At 68.7% G+C, this 14,870-nt stretch carries 14 protein-coding genes and 1 pseudogene; 6 read left to right on the top strand and 9 right to left on the bottom strand.

The genetic code is table 11. The annotated features are described in order from the left end of the window. Positions 1–143: 143 nt before the first annotated feature. Both GD1_RS09980 and GD1_RS24245 read right to left on the bottom strand, forming a co-directional pair. Positions 144–1,592 (bottom strand): cytochrome P450, encoded by a 1,449-nt coding sequence (locus tag GD1_RS09980; RefSeq protein WP_157079430.1) that lies wholly within the window; start codon positions 1,590–1,592, stop codon positions 144–146. 64 nt (positions 1,593–1,656) lie between these two features. Next, a complete protein-coding gene (locus GD1_RS24245; RefSeq protein WP_157079429.1) occupies positions 1,657–1,917 on the bottom strand; it encodes a hypothetical protein in 261 nt (86 codons plus the stop codon). A 182-nt stretch (positions 1,918–2,099) separates the two neighbouring features. On the opposite strand from GD1_RS24245, the gene GD1_RS09970 reads away from it, so the two are divergent. Genes GD1_RS09970 through GD1_RS09960 form a run of 3 tightly spaced genes read left to right on the top strand, consistent with a single transcriptional unit; the run spans position 2,100 to position 4,779 of the window. After that, entirely contained in the window at positions 2,100–3,440 is a 1,341-nt protein-coding gene (locus GD1_RS09970) for a sensor histidine kinase (protein ID WP_059036897.1), read from the top strand. Further along, positions 3,437–4,120, top strand: a complete 684-nt coding sequence (locus tag GD1_RS09965; RefSeq protein WP_244882637.1) for a response regulator transcription factor — start codon at positions 3,437–3,439, stop codon at positions 4,118–4,120. The genes GD1_RS09970 and GD1_RS09965 overlap by 4 nt, the downstream gene beginning before the upstream one ends. Positions 4,121–4,140: 20 nt before the next feature. Then, the gene (locus GD1_RS09960; protein WP_059036896.1) at positions 4,141–4,779 is read left to right on the top strand and encodes a DUF2461 domain-containing protein; all 639 of its coding nucleotides are present in this window, start codon (positions 4,141–4,143) and stop codon (positions 4,777–4,779) included. A 29-nt stretch (positions 4,780–4,808) separates the two neighbouring features. Here the strand turns inward: GD1_RS09960 and GD1_RS09955 are convergent, their stop codons facing one another. Then, positions 4,809–5,207: a YchJ family protein gene (locus tag GD1_RS09955; RefSeq protein WP_053777868.1), complete on the bottom strand. Its 399-nt coding sequence runs from the start codon at positions 5,205–5,207 to the stop codon at positions 4,809–4,811. 64 nt (positions 5,208–5,271) lie between these two features. Here GD1_RS09955 and GD1_RS09950 point away from each other — a divergent pair, with 64 nt between their 5' ends. Both GD1_RS09950 and GD1_RS09945 read left to right on the top strand, forming a co-directional pair. Continuing rightward, on the top strand, positions 5,272–6,159 hold the full coding sequence (locus GD1_RS09950) for an MBL fold metallo-hydrolase (RefSeq protein ID WP_059036895.1): 888 nt from the start codon (positions 5,272–5,274) through the stop codon (positions 6,157–6,159). A 67-nt stretch (positions 6,160–6,226) separates the two neighbouring features. Continuing rightward, positions 6,227–6,544: a Rossmann-fold NAD(P)-binding domain-containing protein gene (locus GD1_RS09945; protein WP_059036894.1), complete on the top strand. Its 318-nt coding sequence runs from the start codon at positions 6,227–6,229 to the stop codon at positions 6,542–6,544. A gap of 83 nt (positions 6,545–6,627) precedes the next feature. Here GD1_RS09945 and sigJ read toward each other — a convergent pair whose 3' ends face one another. The 4 genes from sigJ to GD1_RS09925 form a co-directional block, all read right to left on the bottom strand. Continuing rightward, positions 6,628–7,539 (bottom strand): RNA polymerase sigma factor SigJ, encoded by a 912-nt coding sequence (gene sigJ, locus GD1_RS09940; RefSeq protein WP_059036893.1) that lies wholly within the window; start codon positions 7,537–7,539, stop codon positions 6,628–6,630. After that, positions 7,536–8,720, bottom strand: a complete 1,185-nt coding sequence (locus GD1_RS09935) for an NAD(P)/FAD-dependent oxidoreductase (protein ID WP_059036892.1) — start codon at positions 8,718–8,720, stop codon at positions 7,536–7,538. The genes sigJ and GD1_RS09935 overlap by 4 nt, the downstream gene beginning before the upstream one ends. Positions 8,721–8,805: 85 nt before the next feature. Continuing rightward, the gene (locus GD1_RS09930) at positions 8,806–10,026 is read right to left on the bottom strand and encodes an oxygenase MpaB family protein (protein ID WP_059036891.1); all 1,221 of its coding nucleotides are present in this window, start codon (positions 10,024–10,026) and stop codon (positions 8,806–8,808) included. A 32-nt stretch (positions 10,027–10,058) separates the two neighbouring features. Further along, a complete protein-coding gene (locus GD1_RS09925) occupies positions 10,059–10,682 on the bottom strand; it encodes a TetR/AcrR family transcriptional regulator (protein WP_059036898.1) in 624 nt (207 codons plus the stop codon). Positions 10,683–10,722: 40 nt separating this feature from the next. On the opposite strand from GD1_RS09925, the gene GD1_RS09920 reads away from it, so the two are divergent. After that, positions 10,723–11,433 (top strand): DUF998 domain-containing protein, encoded by a 711-nt coding sequence (locus GD1_RS09920; protein ID WP_059036890.1) that lies wholly within the window; start codon positions 10,723–10,725, stop codon positions 11,431–11,433. Here the strand turns inward: GD1_RS09920 and GD1_RS09915 are convergent. Together GD1_RS09915 and GD1_RS09910 are read right to left on the bottom strand one after the other, a co-directional pair. Then, complete coding sequence (locus tag GD1_RS09915) at positions 11,391–13,226, bottom strand: AMP-dependent synthetase/ligase (protein WP_059036889.1); 1,836 nt, start codon at positions 13,224–13,226, stop codon at positions 11,391–11,393. The two genes, GD1_RS09920 and GD1_RS09915, sit on opposite strands and share 43 nt — an antisense overlap. A 160-nt stretch (positions 13,227–13,386) precedes the next feature. After that, positions 13,387–14,870: pseudogene (locus tag GD1_RS09910) on the bottom strand (ABC transporter ATP-binding protein/permease); the annotation flags it as partial.

Genomic DNA, 14,870 nt, shown 5'->3' with positions numbered 1-14,870 from the left:
TCTCCGCAGCACGCGCTCGGTGGTGACCGTTTCTGAGGTGGTGACGCTCCTGAGTTCGGCCGTCTGAGGTTTCGACACGCCTCGTCGCTACGCTCCTCATCGGCTCAACCACCAACGGTCAGTTGATGATCGAGCCGATCCGATCAGCGTACGGCGAGCGCGCGGACGAGGCCGCCGTCCTGCGGGATCATCGTGACGTTGCGGTGTCGCGGGCGTTCGGCTGGCCGATCGTGGGTCTCCAGGTCCACGCGGCGCAGGATCTCGGTCACGACGGTGGTCAGCTCCGCCATCGCCAGCGCGGCGCCGAGGCACCGCCGATTCCCACCGCCGAACGGCAGGAGGGTGTGCGGTGCGGGCCGCACACCGAGGAAACGTCCCGGATCGAAAGCGAACGGCCGCGGATACAGATCGTCGCGATGATGCAGGAGCAGGATGCTGACCAGCACCGTCATCCCCGACGGCACCAGGGTGGTACCGAACCTCCAGGGCCGCAGCATCTCCCGGGCAACCATCGGCACCACCGGACGATTCCGCATGGACTCGTTGAGCAGTGCGGCGACGTAGCCGTCGTCTCCGGCAGCGACCGCCTCACGCGCATCGTCGTAGACACCGGGGTTGCGTGTCAGACGCTCGAAGGTCCATGCCACGGTGTTCGCCGTGGTCTCGTGACCGGCGAGCACCAGGGTCAGCAACTCGTCACGGATCTCGCCGTCCGACAGCGGTTGCCCGTCCTCGGTGCGGGCGTCGAGCAGCAGTGCGGTGATGTCGGTGCGTTCGCGCCGGCCGGACTCCGCACGACGCTCGGCCAGGATCCCTGAGATCGCTCGATCCACCGGCCGGAGAACGAGTTTGGTGACACCCACCGGGTTCTCGCTGAAACCGTTCATCAGCTGCGCGGCGGTCGCCACCGGTTGTGTGGACATGTGCAGCGCGCGGATCAGCGCAGTGCGCAATGCCCGCTCGGCCTCGGTGGTGGGCCGACCGTCGGGGAGCCCGAACACCGCCGACATGATCACGTCGAGGGTCAGGTGCTGCGCCAGATCGGCCAGCCGCACCGGCTCACCCACCGGCCACGCGTCGATCCGTGCCGCGGTCGCCCGCTCGATGCTCTCCCGGTAGGCCGCCACCGACCGGCCGTGGAAGCGCGGCATCAACAGGGCCCGCTGCCGGCGATGACGCTCACCGATCGACGTCAGCACCGAGTTGGGGCCGACGATCGGCCGCAGTGGCGACTGCCGGGTGGCCGAGGGTGCGATCGCCGGGTCGGCGGTCATGATCGAGGTGATGTGTGCGGGATTGCACACCACCGTCACCGGACCCGGACCACCGGCGAGGTCGTAGCAGAGCACATCGCTGCCGCCGGCCGCGTCACCGAACAGCACGTCACCCTGCCGCCGCACGAATTTCACCGAGTTCCACAGGGATTCGATACGGACACGCTTCGACATCGGCGCCGGCGCCAACGCGTCGTCGTCGAGTTGCTCGGCACGCTCGTCACCACCCGCGATCCCCGACGACGCGTCGGCCGATCGCAGATGCCACCCCGTGGTCGCCGATCCCGTCCGCGGGATCGCCCGGACCACCGTCCCCATCCGGGAGACCCCGTGTGTCAGTGCGTCTGTCATCGTCGTTCCGGTCATCTTTCTCTCCCCTCCCCTAGTGTGCGTATCCGGCTGCCGGCGGAAGGTCCCCGCCCGCCCGACGTTCCTGGGCCCGTCGCTGCCGGGCATCTTGTTCGGCTGCGCGGCGGGCCTGTGCCGCCGCACGCCGGCGGCGTCGGGCCTGCACCGTCGCACGGAACTCACGCTCGGCCATCGCCGCATCGACCTCACGTGACCGATAGTCGAGGCCGCGCGAATCGCGCAACAGCGCCCACATCACCAGTAGTACTCCCACACTAATCAGGACGAACCACATCTCGGTCTCCTTTTCGTAGAACCGGCTCTCCGCGATGTGTGCCGGCGTTGACCATCACGCTATTGAGCGGATCACCGCAGGTCACCGGGCCGGAGACGGAACTCTGCGACCTTCTGCGGGTGGATACGGAATCCACCCCTGGGTGGAGGACCGGGACGCCTGTGCGGCGTTAGAATCGGCGGATGCGGTGGCTGATGGATCGATACCGCACCTGGTTCACACACGCCGGGTACGAGTATCCACCGGTGTACATGCTGATCTCCGACTGCGGCCTGCTCTTCTTCGTCGTATTCGCCGCAGTCCAGCGTGTGATCAGCGGTGTCACCGGCATCGACTGGCTGTTCGTGGCGCTGGCCGTCGGGTCGTCACTGGTGGCCGTGATCGGCGCGGTGGTGGCCTGCACCAAACCCCACGTCTGGATGTTGCCGCTCCTGCTGATCGGCACCGTGGCGTTCTTCTGGCTGGTGCCGACTCATGGTGATGTCGCCCCACTGGTCCTGGTCCTCGGGGCGGCGATGTCGGCCGGGGTCTCGTCGCTGCGCTCCGGCGCGGTCTACACGCTCCTCTACACCGCGGCGGCGGTGATCGGCACCGTCCTCGGCGTCGTCGAGCAGGGCTGGGTGTTCATCCTGATGGTCGGATTCGGTGGCGCCGTCGGTCACCTGTTGCAGAAGCAGTTGCACCTGCTGGAGGTGGAACGACGCGAGCGTGGCCGCCAGGTGGCCCTCGACCGCGCGGCGATCGCCGGTGAGGTCCACGACGTGGTGGCGCATTCACTGGCGATCGTGCTGCTCAACGTCACCGCTGCGCGACGTGCCCTGCAGGATGCGGGCCCGGCCGACCCCGCCGACATCGCCGACGCACTCGACGCCCTGCGCGATGCCGAACAACAGGGCCGGGCGGCGATGACCGACGTGCGGACCACCATCGACCTGCTCCGCAACGAATCGGCACCCACCACCGCCCAACCCGGTCTCGGTGACCTCGACGAACTCGTCGACGGATTCCGCCGGGCCGGCTCCACCGTGTCGTTCTGCCACCGCCCACCGCTGACAGCACTGAGCAGCGCCACCGAACTCGCGGTGTTCCGGGTGGTGCAGGAGTCACTCTCGAACGCGGCCAAACATGCACCCGGACACCCGGTACACGTCGTCGTCGAGCCCGACGCTGAACGCGGGTACGTCGTGGCGGTCCGCAACCCGGTCAGCCCGGGGACCCGCCGATCGGCCGGCGGCTACGGCCTGGCCGGGATGGCCGCACGGGTGGAGAACCTCAACGGCCGGGTCCGCACCGACATCAGCGGCGGGATGTGGCATGTGGTGGCCGAGTTCGACACCGACGGCACGCACGGATGCCCGCGGATCGCCGCACTGCGGGACGCGGTCACCGGTGAATCCGACGACGACGCGCCGACATCGACCGACGCCCCCGAACGCGGCGCGGGTGTCGTCGACGACCCGGCCGCCGACGCCCACCCCACCCGCCGCGATCCCGCCCATCTGACCTCGAGGAGTGGTACGTGAGCGACGAACCGATCCGGGTGATGCTCGTCGACGATCAGGAACTGGTCCGATCGGGACTGCGCCGAATCCTGCGTCGCAAAGACGGATTCGAGATCGTCGCCGAGTGTGCCGACGGTGACGAGGTGCCCGACACGCTGCGGTCGGCCGGGGCCGACGTGGTGGTGATGGACCTGCGGATGAAACGGATCAGCGGCATGGAGGCCACGCGGCGGTTGCGCGCCGGCGACTCCACCGACCATCCCGCCCCGCCGGTCCTGGTGCTCACCACCTTTCACGACGAGGAGTTGCTGTCGGAGGCGTTGCGGGCCGGTGCGGCCGGCTTCGTGCTCAAGGACTCCCCGGCCGAGGAACTGATCCGTGCGGTGCGGGTGGTGGCCGCCGGTGACGCCGTCCTCGATCCGGCGGTGACCGCCCGGGTCCTCGACACCTATCGCAGCGTCCCTGCGCCCGGCCGTGCGCGCGGTGCCGCGGCACTGGAGATGCTCACCGCCCGGGAACGGACCGTGCTCGAGCTGATCGGGCGCGGGATGACCAACGACGAGATCGCCGCCGAACTGGTGATCTCGGTGGTGACGGTGAAAAGCCATGTGGGCAAGATCTTCCGGGCGCTCGGCGTCCGCGACCGTGCCGCCGCGGTGGTGTTCGCCTTCGATCATGGCGTGGTCGCACCGCGCGCGTGACGCCGACTAGGCTGGGCGGTATGAGTTTCGCGGGGTTTCCCGAGGCCGCCCTCGATTTCTACGACGACCTCGAGATCGAGAACACCAAGGCGTTCTGGGAAGAACACATACAGACCTATCGCACCGCGGTGGCCGAACCCATGACCGCGCTCACCGACGATCTCGCCGACGAGTTCGGATCGGCCAAACTGTTCCGTCCCTACCGGGACGTACGGTTCTCGAAAGACAAGACACCGTACAAGACCCATCAGGGCGCCTATGTCGCGGTGGCCCCCGCAACCGGCTACTACGTGCAGATCGGGGCACCCGGGGTCCGGGTCGGCGGCGGGATCTACGACGTCTCCACCGACCGGCTCGCCGCCATCCGATCGGCCATCGTGCACGAGCGCCACGGAGCCGAGCTGATCGAGATCGCCGAGACACTCACCTCGGCCGGGTGGGAGTTCGGTGGGGATCGGCTCAAGACCGCACCGCGCGGCTTCCCGAAAGACCACCCCCGGATCGGGCTGCTGCGGCACAAGACGTTCACCGCGATGCGCGACTACGGCTTCGACGAGATGATCCACACCCCCGAACTCGTCGAGCGCATCCGCGTCGACTGGCGCGAGACCACACCGCTGATCGAGTGGATCCTGCGGCACGGCAACGACGCCCCCTGACCGGGAACCGACGTCGACGAACGCGTCGGTCAGGACTCGAGGGTGCCGTCGAGGTACACCCACGCACCGTCGACGCGGGTGAACCGGCTGTGCTCGTGCAGGCTGCCCCGCAGCGATCCGTTGCGGTGGTACGCGGTGAACGTCACCTCGCCGGTGGTGTCGAAAGGACCACCGGCCGTGGATGATTCGATGTCGAGCCGATACCAGTCGAGCTCGTCGTCGAGGGTCAGGCGCCGGGGTCGGGTGTCGGGGTGCCAGCTGCCGACGACGTAGTCGCGGTCGCCGGTCGCGAAGGCGCTGAACCGTGACCGCATCAATGCCTCGGCCGTCGGCGCCTTCCGGTCGCCGGCCAGGATCGGCCCGCAGCACTGTCCGTACACCTCGCCGGTTCCGCACGGGCACCGGTCGTCGGCCTCCACCTCTCGCATGTCGGTCAGGGTATCGGGCGCGTGCCGCTTGACTTCCCCGGCCCGGATGAGCAGATTGCATTCCATGGTGACGGAGCGGTCGTTCGGGTCGGTGTCGGTACTGTTCGCCGACAACGGCGGAGTGGTGCCGTACGGGAACTCGGTGGTGGTGCCCGGCTCCGAGGCGACGATGCTGATCGACCCGTCCCTGGCACTCGACCGGGATCCGGTGGATGCCGACATCGTGATGATCTCGCATGCGCACGAAGACCACATGGCCGGTCTGCGGCATTGTTCGGGCGAGACCTATGCCCATCGCCTCGACGCCCCCATCGTCGGCTCCCTGGAGCTGCTGCTCGACGAGTACGACTTCACCCCCGAGGAGCGTGCGGTCGCCGCCACCGCTCTGACCACCGAGTATCACCTCGCCGCCTCTCGCGACGGGGTGCACGGGGTCGACGGCGACCACGTCTTCGACCTCGGCGGCCGCCGCGCGCAGGTCATCCATCTGCCCGGCCACACCGCCGGTCACTGCGGGGTGCTGGTGGAACCCGACGGTTTCTTCTACGTCGCCGACATCGACCTCTCGTCGTTCGGACCGTTCTACGGCGACCGCGGATCGGATCTCGACGACTTCCTCGCCTCGCTCGACCACGCCGCGTCGGTCGAGGCCCGCTGGTATGCGACCTTCCATCACAAGGGCGTGGTCGAGGGGCGCGAGGAGTTCGCGACGAGGATCGCGGCCTACCGCCACCGCATCGTCGAGCGGGAGGAACGCCTGGTGGCATTCCTCACCGAACCGCGAACCCTCGACGACATCGTGGACCACCGCCTGGTCTACCGTCCCCATGTGACCTCCCCGTGGGTCCGGGCCACCGAACGTCGGACGGCCGAACTCCATCTCGAACGCCTGGTCAAAGCCGGTGCGGTGCATGTCGACGACGAGACGGGACTGATCCGGACGGTGGCCTGAACCGGCCTCCAGCCAACTGCCAGGACCGTCACGGCGCCGTCCCAGCGGCCGGGGGTGTGATGGTCACATGCACATCGCTCCTACCCCCACCGATACCGTCCTCGTCGTCACCGACGGCACCGTCCGCTCCACCGCGATCATCGATCAGCTGCTACACAACGGCCGGTCGGTCGCGGTCACCGGACGTTGCACCCGTGACCTGGTCGCCTACGTCGATGCCCGCGTCCACGACCATGTGTGGGCCGTCGTCTCCGACCCGTCCGACCCCGACCAGATCGCGACCGTCATCGAACGTGCCACCGAGTCGATGGGACCGGTCATCATGGTCATCGACCCGGGCGGCCTGCTCGACGACGTCCACGATGCCGACCGGCGGGTGGCCTGAGACGTCCGGGTCGTTCGACGCCCCCGACATCACCTGTCCCCGAAATCGCCCTTTCCCCGAATTCCCCTGTCCCAGTAGTCCACTCAATTCCGTGCGATGGAACGCGGCGTATCGAGTCCGCCGAGCTTGTCCGGATTGCGCATCGCGTAGATGTGCTGGATCCGGCCGTCGACGACGTCGAGCCAGAACACCCCGCCCGGGTCGCCGGTCAGTTCGACGGAGAATCCGGGCATCCCGTTGATGCTGAGCAGCTCGATCCGCATGTCACGCCGGACACCGGTCGTGACGAATCCGCGGAGCACCCTGGCCACCCGCTGCGCCCCCTGGATCGGGCGCCGGGCCGCGCTCGCCTTGCCGTCGCTGTCGGCGATGAACGTGACATCCGGGGCCAGCGCCCCGATCAGCGCGTCGATCTCACCCGACGACGCGGCATCCAGGAACGCCCTGGTCACCTCGGCGGCGGCCTCGTCGTCGGCGGGTGTGTACCGCGGCCGCCGCGACTGCACGTGACCGCGTGCCCGGTGCGCCGTCTGCCGCACGGCCGCCGCGCTCTTCCCGAGCATCGCCGCGATCTCGTCGTGCGCGAAGCCGAACACCTCGCGCAGCACGAACACCGCCCGCTCGTCCGGACTCAGTGACTGCAGGACCACCAGCATCGCCGTCGACACCGACTCGGCGAGGACCACGTCGTCGACCGGGTCGTTCTCGTCGAGCAGGATCGGTTCGGGCAGCCACGGGCCGATGTAGTCCTCGCGCCGGCGCATCGCCGTGCGTGCCGCGTTGAGCGCCTGACGGGTGACGATCTTCGCGAGGTAGGCGCGCCGATCGTCGACGCCGGACAGGTCCACCGCAGCCCACCGCTGATAGCTCTCCTGCAGTACGTCATCGGATTCTGTTGCTGCGCCGAGGATCTCGTAGGCGATGGTGAACAGCAACGGCCGATGCTCGATGAACACCCGCAGGTGCTCGTCGGGCTCTGCGTCTCCCGTGGTCATACCCCTGCGACCTCCACCGGTTCGGCGACGGCCGCCGGATTCGGTCGACCGGCCATGCGCGCGAGACCCTTGAGTCCCCACACCGTGCCGCGGCAGACGTACTCCTTGACCAGCACCGCGGCGCGGCCGGTGACCACCGTACGCGCCGGGGCGTCGTCGAGGTGGGTGACCTGCAGGGTCGCCGCCTCGCGACCGAGGCTGATGCACTGCGAGACGAAGACCGGATGTGCCGGCGTCGGTGGCCGTCCGGCGAGTTGCGCACGCGCGGTCTTCGCGGCGTGCAGCCCGAGCTGACTGGCGGCCTGGCAACTCATCCGCGTGTGCACACCGTCGGGGACCACCGCGTCCCCGGTGCCGACGATGGCGGCGTCGTCGACGCTGACGAGGCTCGCGTGGGTCCGCAGACGTCCGGTGTCGTCGCAGCTCAGTCCACTGTTTCGGGCCAGGTCCGGGCCGGTGAACCCGGCGGCGAGGACGGTGAGGTCACCGGTGATCTCGGCGTCGCCGTCGGGACCGCCCACCATGACGCCCGTCTCCTCGATCCGGTGCACCACGGTGTGCTCGCGGACGATGACGCCGAGGCGGCGCAGGGTGGCGCGGGTGCTCGCCCGGGCCCGCGGCGAGATGCCGGGGGTGATCTCGCCGCCGGCGACCAGGGTGATGCGGTGGCCGAGTCCGGCGAGCTCGGCTGCGGTCTCCACCCCGGTGAGCCCGCCGCCGACCACGCTGATCGCCGAGCGTTCGGGCAGGGTCGCGATGCGTTCGCGGATGCGTCCGGCCGATTCCCATTCACAGATCGCCAGGGCATGCTCGGCGGCGCCGGGAATGGTGGTGGCACCGGCGCTGCCCACCGCATAGATCAGCAGGTCATAGCCCAGGACCGTGCCCGAGGCCAGCCGTACCCGGCGGTGGGCGGCGTCGATGTGCTCGGCGGCGTCGACGATCAGCCGGACTCCGGCGGCGAGGACCGAGGCGTAGGGGTGTCGGGGGTCGCCGGTGTCGGCGGTCCACTGGTGCAACCGGATTCGCTCGACGAAGTGATCGCGGGGGTTGATCAGGACGACGTCGAGGCCCCGGTCGGCGGCGAGTCGGTTGGCGGCGGTGACGCCGGCGTAGCCACCGCCGAGGACGACGACGGTCTGTCGGGGCGTCGTGTCGCGGGACGTGTGTGTGGTGAACATGGAGGGCTCCTTGTGCGGTTGTCGCCCGCCCCCCGTGGGGTGGGTCGAGAACAAGACACCGCCCGCGCCCGGAATGTGACAGCGGTCAGGACACAGCGTCGAGATCCTCGACGCCGGCATCGGCGGGGACACCCGGCCGCGCATCGAGATCGATTCCGAGACGGTTGGCCACCAGGCGCAGTTCCCGTTGTGCCACAGTACGTTCCGATCCGAGGAGGCCGAGTGCCCGAATGAGTTCACGGGATCGGACCACCGGTCGGGCGAGGTCGACGACGTGGTGCAGCGGGGTCGACCGCAGGCCCATCTCACGGGCGATCTCACCGTCGACCCAGCGGGTGGAGACCGCGGCCAGCAGCGGGCGCAGGAACGGCCGGGCGAGCGTGTGCACCGCATCGTTGAGCGGCCCGGGCAACCCGAGGTCGGTACGGTAGCCGTCGTCGAGCAGCGCCCGGACCAGCACCTTGGACTCCGATTCGGGGCGGAGCCGGAACCGTTGGGAGATGCGGTGGATGCGCTGGGCGTCGGCGAATCCGTGCGGGAGCAGGTCCTCGTCGACGCCCATCACCCAGCCGATCCAGCGCCACAGGTGGGTGATCGCCTCCAGATCGGCACGCGAGTACCGGATACCGAGGTCACCGGCGACCTCGATCGGCAGCACCAGGAATCCGGCGACGATGGTGAGCTGGGCGTATGTCTGGTTGATCGGCACACCCCACGCGGCATCGTCCCAGTCGCATTCGGCGTGCAGGTGATGGCGGACCATGGCGTGGACCAGCCGGATTCGCAGGGTTTCCAGCCAGCCCTGGCCGCCCGGTTCCATCAGGCCGGGGGCGGTGGCGAGGGTGACCCAGCGCGCGGTGGACTGCACGCGATCCCAGGTGCGGTCGGCGAGTCGGCCGGTGGCGACGAGGGGCCGGATGAAACCGGGGGCCTGATAGCCGTAGATCAGCGATTGATAGAGGGTGCTCGACTGCAGGGAGCCGAAGCGCCACCAGGCCTCGGCGCCGGCACGGGCGAGGTCGGGCTCGAACCATGACGGTGGTGTGGCGGCGGTGCGCACGAGGTGCGCTGCCGCCGGGGAGATCTCGTCGAGTTCCGCGGGGCGGTCGAGGGCTGCCATGAGCGAACTCCACGAGGCCCCGGGCGTCGAGGCCAGGTCGGCGACCACGGCGTCGGCGGGCGGATCGCCCACGTGGAGTCCCCGGGCCATCGCGTCGACCTGCACCGGGAACTCGGCTCGGACCGCCGCCCAGTTGCGTGCCCCGGTGATTCTCGCCGCATCCTGCGACTCCACCCTGATCCCCATAAAGAACAGTGTGTCTTTTGTGTCGGGGAGCGTCAAGGAAGGGGTCGGCCGACTCCCGAGAAACCCGCCCAGACCAGCAGGAACAGGTGGTCGACGATCTGCTCGCGGCTCATCGTTCGGGTTTGCGCCCACCAGCCGACCGTCGTGGCGACCGCCCCGACGAGAGCATGCGCCCACGGCTCCGCCGAGGCCGGGTCACCGCCCCGCCGGATGAAGCCGTCCCGCAGGATGTCGGCGACGGTGCCGACGATCAGGCCGTCGTCGGTGGCCGCCGGACGGTCGAGCCGGCCGGTCAGTGCGCGTGCGAGGGCCGGCTCGTCGTCGAACCACCGGGCCAGGATGTCGATGGCCGCCCGCGTCTGTTCGGCGGGATCGGTGACACCGTTGACGATCGCCGCGAGCCGGCGCAGGATGATATCGGCGTGCCGGCGGGCGAGGGCCTCCATCACCGCGCTGCGATCGGAGAACACGGCGTAGACCGCCGACCGGGTGAGGCCTGCCGCCGAGGCGATGTCGGCAAGTCCGACGTCGGGCCGCCCGGACACCCGGATGGCCCGCTCGGCGGCATCGAGCAGTTCTTCCCGGCGACGTGCCGGATCGACCGGCGGGCCGGGTGGACGGCCGCGGCCGCGGCGCAGCGACATCTCCTCGGGCATGGTCACCTCCAGCGAGGATTCACCCTACTAGTCTGACCGGGTGCCACCCGCCGATCGCCGACAGTTCACCGTGCGTCTCCTCTGCGCCGGAGTCCTGGTGGCGCTGGCCGGGATCTGCTACTCGTCCTGGGTGCTGGAGTTCCTGTGGGCCTCACCGCTGGATCCGCTGCGCAGCTTCCTCAGCGAGCTCGACGCCGCGCATCGCCCGCACCGCGGGTGGTACATCGCCGGCGACGTCACCACCAGCATCTGCGCGATCGGCGCGGCCGCACTCATGCTGGTACCCCGGCCGGCGGTCGGCGGAGTTGCGGCACGCGGTGCGATCGTGGCACTCGCGCTGTTCGGGGTCGCGACCATCACCGATGCGCTCTCCCCGATCGAATGCATCCCGCACATCGACGCCGATTGTCCCGAGGAGCCCAGCGGCCTACTCCCCCAACTGCACCACATCCATGCGCTGACCAGCACGGTCGCGGTGTTCGCGATCTTCGGCGCGATGATCCTCGGTGTACTCGCCGCATGGCGCACCCCGGTCTGGCCGCTGCTGCGGCACTGGGGTCTGGCGGTTCTCGTGGTGATCGCCGTCGCGACGGTGTGGATGCTGGCCGCCGACGATCTGCACGGGGACTACCGACTCGGTCTGGCACAACGCATCCAGGTCGGCGGGATGTCGGTGTGGCTGGTGCTGTGGGGCGTGGCGGTGGCGACTCAGCGCAGATCGACCACCCCGGCATCCGGCTCGGCACGATAGAGCCGGTCGATCTGCTCGGCGTACTTGTCGGCGATCGGCTTGCGTCGCAGCTTCATCGTCGGGGTCAGTTCCACTCCCCCGGGATCCCAGGCCTCGGGCACGATGGTGAGCCGTTTGACCTGTTCGACCCGCGAGAGTTTCGCATTGCCCGATCGCACCGCGGTGACCACTTCCTCGATGACCGCCGGATGCCGGGTGAGCGCGGCGACGTCGGCGTCGGGCATGTTCAGCGCCTTGGCCCGTGCGGCGGCGGCATCGGGATCGAGTACGACGAGCGCCGAGACATAGGGTTTGCCGTCGCCGATCGCGGCGACCTGACCGATCAGCGAGGACGCCGCCTTCATCGCGTTCTCGATGTTGGTGGGCGACATGTTCTTTCCGGACTCGTTGATGATCAGTTCCTTCTTGCGGTCGACGATGGTGACGTTGCCCTCCTCGTCGATCGCGGCGATGTCACCGGTGGCCAGCCACCCGTCGGGATCGATGTCCTCGGCGGTCTTGTCCGGCATGTTCCGGTAGCCGCGCATCACGACCGGGCCCCGCACGAGCAGTTCGCCGTCATCGGCGATCTTGACCTCCATCCCCGAGATGGGCTTGCCCACGGTGCCGATCTTCATGTTCGCCGGGGTGGTCATGGTGGAGACGCCGGTGGTCTCCGACATCCCCCACACCTCGAGGACGGGGATGCCCAGGCCGAGGAAGAATTCGAGGACCTCCGACGGGATGCTGGCCGCCCCCGATCCGGCGAAGGTGAGCTGGTCCATGCCGATCGCCGCCCGCACCTTCTGCAGGACGAGTTTGTCGGCGAGGCCGTGCTGGATGCCGGAGATCGGCCCCTGCCCGGTCCCGGTCAGCTGGGCGTGGGCGGCGGCAGCCCCTGCGGCCATCGCCCACGCACCGAGGTTCTTCTTGACCGGGCTGGTCTCCTCGGCGAGTTTGGCCTCGATCCCGGCGCGGATCTTCTGCCACACCCGGGGCACGCCGAAGAAGAACGTGGGCCGCACCTCCGGGAGCGCCGCGGCGATCTCCCGCGGGTCGGGCACCGTGGTGATCTGGATTCCGCGGGCCATGTTCGCCGCGTGCGACGAGACGCGGTCGGCGATGTGGGCGGCCGGCAGATATGAGATCACGCGGTCGTCGAAGCCGACGTCGACGATCTCGGCGAGTGCGGTCAGCTCGGCGATGATGTTGCGGTGCGTGATCTCCACACCCTTCGGCGGCCCGGTGGTGCCGGAGGTGTAGATCAGCGTGGCGAGGTCTTCGGGCACGACGGCCTGCCAGCTCGCTGCGTAGTCGAAATCCGGTGAGCCCGAATTCTCGACGTCGTCGAGGGTGATCGTCCCGGTCGCGGGACCGTCGACGACGATCGTCGTGGTCACCCCCGTCGACGCGGCACCCAGCACCGGGAGGAAGACCTGCTCGGTGACCACGACCGTGTTGTCGGCGTTGCCGAAGAGGTACTCGATCTGGTCGGGCGAACTGGTGTTGTAGATCGAGAACGGGACCGCGCCGAGATGCAGTGCGGCGGTGTCGACGAGGTGGAATTCGGGGCGGTTGGTGAGCATGATGCCGATCCGGTCGCCACGGGCGACCCCGAGTGCGGCCAGACCGCGTGCGATCGACTCGACGCGTCGGCCGTACTCGGCCCAGGTGATCTGCTGGATGCCGCCGACCGTCCGGAGGGCGACCTTGTCCGGGTGCATGCGTACCGAGGCCTGGAACGCCTCGGGCAGCGTGGCGACCTTCGCCCCGCTCGCATGCGGGAAGGTGATCCGTTCGTGCTGCTGTGCCATGTCTGAGGTCCCTCGCATCGCGGAAACAGGTGTGATGCGAATCACCGTACTGCGATTCGAGGGCGGCACGCCCGGAACGCCGGAATTGGTAATCAGATGGTAAAACTCGCTCGTCAGAACGCCCTCTGCCACCGGTGTCCGGTCGGCGGCCGCTGGCCGATCAGCCCTGCACCGGACGCAGCTCCCAGTTGCCCCCGCCGGTCAGCTCCAGCAACGACGTGTGGTGGCGGTCGGTTGTGCTGCGGTGGCTCACCGACACCAGGATCGTCTCGGGGAGTTCGGTGCGGATCAACGAGTACAGCGAGTACTCGAGTCCCTCGTCGATCGCCGAGGTCGCCTCGTCCATGAAGACCACGTCGGGCCGCGTCAACAGGACGCGGGCGAATGCCACGCGCTGTTGCTCGCCCGGTGAGAGCACCTTGGACCAGTCCTCCTCCTCGTCGAGCCGGTCGACGAGGTGCGGCAGGAACACCTGCTGCAGGGCCGCCCGGATGGCGTCGTCGCCGACGGCGTCGGGCAGCGCAGGGTAGGCGACGGCGGTGCGGAGGTCGCCGAGTGGGATGTACGGGATCTGCGACAGGAACAGGGTGCGATCGCCTGCCGGACGGGCGAACTCGCCGTCGACATAGGGCCACAATCCAGCCAGCCCGCGCAGCAGGGTGGTCTTGCCCGCCCCGGACCGCCCCTTGATCACCAGCGCGTCGCCGGGCCCGAGGGTGAGGTTCAGGTCGCGGATGAGGTCGTCACCGGCGGGTGTGCTGATACCGACGTCGGTCAGCTGCACCGCCCGGTCGCGGTCGACCGTGTCGATCTCGGGTAGCGCACGGGATTTGGTGTCGGCATCCTCGAGTCCGTCGAGACGCAGGATCGACGCCCGCAGGTTGGCGAAGTCGTCGTAGGAGTTGCGGAAGAACGAGAGCGCATCGTGGACATTGCCGAATGCCCCTGCCGTCTGGGACATGTCGCCGAGTTTGATCGAACCCTCGAAGAACCGTGGGGCCTGCACGATGTAGGGGAACACCACCGACACCTGGGTGACGCTGAAGTTCCAGCCCACGAACTTCATCGTCCGGTAGATGATCTGCCATAGTTGTCGATCACCGCGCCGAATCGCGCCATCAGTCCGCGGTGTTCGACGTCTTCACCGCGGTAGAAGGCGACGTTCTCGGCGCCGTCGCGCACCCGGACGAGCGAGTAGCGGAAGTTGGCGGTCAGACGCTCACGCCAGAAGTTCAGCCGGATCAGCGGGCGGCCGATCCAGAATGCGACGGCGGTCGCGATCAGCACGTACATGAAGACCAGCCACACCATCATGCGCGGGATCTCGATCCCGCCCAACGTCATCGGACCCGAGAGGTCCCAGAGGATCTTGGTGAACGAGACGATCGTGACGATCGCCGGGATCACGCCGCCGGTGGACGAGCCGCCCGAGCTGAACACCAGCACCCGACTCGAACTCGCGAGATTGGTGATATCGGATTCGATCCGCTGATCCGGGTTGTCGATACCGGGCTGGATATCCGAATCCTTGTGGTGGTCACCGATGTTGACGAATCGGTTGCGGTAGAACGCCCGCCCGCCCATCCAGTCGGCGGTCGCATTCTCGGTGAGCCACCACCGCCATCTGATCTCGAATGCGCTGGG

The sequence above is a fragment of the Gordonia desulfuricans NBRC 100010 genome (genome assembly GCF_001485495.1).
Taxonomy (GTDB): Bacteria; Actinomycetota; Actinomycetes; order Mycobacteriales; family Mycobacteriaceae; genus Gordonia; species Gordonia desulfuricans.
This window is presented reverse-complemented; position numbering and strand designations above follow the sequence as displayed.